Source organism: Microcystis sp. LEGE 08355, from assembly GCF_015207185.1.
GTDB lineage: Bacteria > Cyanobacteriota > Cyanobacteriia > Cyanobacteriales > Microcystaceae > Microcystis > Microcystis panniformis.
Genome location: NZ_JADEXI010000840.1, coordinates 1 through 1,516 on the forward strand (window position 1 = coordinate 1; position 1,516 = coordinate 1,516).

A 1,516-nucleotide genomic window follows, 5' to 3' on the forward strand; every position below is an offset into this window, starting at 1 on the left:
CCCCCCCCGACATCGGGGGGGGCAGGTGGGGTGTGGGGTGTAGGGTTTTACCGATTTTGAGGTAGTCAGTTACCTAATTTTCAGGGAAAAAGTACCTGAATTTTACCCCCGATCACTCCCAGAACTGGTACTTTTTGATTGACAAAAGGTCTAAAAGTCTTATCCAACAAAGTTTTTAGATTTATTCAGCAAACCCTAACTACATCAAAACCTTGAGACTGTCAAGAGCTAAATGAACATTTTGACGAACTGAGGCAGCGGAAGTGTGTAGATCCAGACGTTCAGCATCGGTCAAACGCACTTCCAGAATACTTTCCACACCCCGACAGCCTAGGCGACAGGGAACCCCCAGATAGACATCCTGTAAACCGTATTCACCCTTGAGATAGGCTGCCGCCGGCAGTAAACGGGATTGATTTCTCAATATCGTCTCGACCATGGTACAGGCAGAGGAAGCAGGGGCGTAATAAGCGCCGCCAGTTTGCAGTAATTTGACGATTTCAGCCCCACCGTTGCGAGTTCTCTCCACTAAACGATTAATTGTTATCTCGTCCATTAATTCGGTAATCGGCACACCACTGACGGTACAGTAACGGGGTAAGGGCAACATTAAATCACCGTGACCACCCAAAACCATAGCATGAACGTCGGCGGTACTAACCCCCAATTCCATGGCGATAAAGCTTTGTAAACGGGAAGAATCGAGGACCCCTGCCATTCCCATCACTCTTTGGGGGGGTAAACCGGTTGCTTGCCAGACTAGATAGGTCATCACATCAAGGGGATTAGTGATGACGATAAAAATGGCTTCCGGAGAATACTTGAGGCATTTAGTGGCGGCCTCGACGACAATTTTGGCATTGACATTCATGAGGTCATCGCGACTCATGCCCGGTTTTCTGGCTAATCCAGCCGTAATCACGACAATATCCGAGCCTGCCGTGTCTTCGTAGTTATTAGTGCCGATAATCTCGCTGTCGTGCAGTTCTATGCCCTGAGCTTCCATCAAATCTAGGGCAATACCCTGGGGTAAACCATTGACGATATCGAGGAGAACTACATCGGCGAGGTTTTTTTCGGCGATGCGTTGGGCCAGGGTGCGTCCGACGTTACCAGCACCAATAACCGAGACTCGGGGCGATTGACAGGGGAGGAGTGTATCGTAGAAGTCAGCCATGGTTTATGGATGAGGCAATATCCTCATCAGACGGGTTCCAGTTGTTCGAGCTTTAGCCACACACTGGGGGTAGGAACATAGAATTTAATCAAAGCGTAATCATCTTTTACATCCAAGACTTCTGCTGTCGAGTTGAACATATAACTGGGTAAACGGCGATCGCTGGCTAGGGCTTCGAGGCTATTTTCTAGGTTTCCCGTCACCACGCGGACTAAAGCTCCTTTCTTAATTGTAGCTGCCATGTTTTTCTCGTTAAATTTGCTTGGGGGTTTCTTCCATAAATTGTTACATATTCGGGCAGGCCTCTGACAAGAGGGGGTGTGGGGCTGTCTCTTCTAC

General features: G+C 48.5%; 2 protein-coding genes. Both read right to left on the reverse strand.

Annotated features, from left to right (window positions below; all coding sequences use genetic code 11):
- Positions 1–199: 199 nt before the first annotated feature.
- Positions 200–1,177 (reverse strand): malate dehydrogenase, encoded by a 978-nt coding sequence (gene mdh / locus IQ242_RS24545; protein WP_193961749.1) that lies wholly within the window; start codon positions 1,175–1,177, stop codon positions 200–202.
- A gap of 26 nt (positions 1,178–1,203) precedes the next feature.
- On the reverse strand, positions 1,204–1,419 hold the full coding sequence (locus IQ242_RS24550) for an NAD(P)H-quinone oxidoreductase subunit O (protein ID WP_002758722.1): 216 nt from the start codon (positions 1,417–1,419) through the stop codon (positions 1,204–1,206).
- Between the last annotated feature and the right edge of the window lie 97 nt (positions 1,420–1,516).

Coding starts and splice junctions, on each gene's coding strand:
- IQ242_RS24550 (WP_002758722.1), bottom strand. CDS start 1,419: ATGGCAGCTACAATTAAGAAAGGAGCTTTAGTCCGCGTGGTGACGGGA.
- mdh (WP_193961749.1), bottom strand. CDS start 1,177: ATGGCTGACTTCTACGATACACTCCTCCCCTGTCAATCGCCCCGAGTC.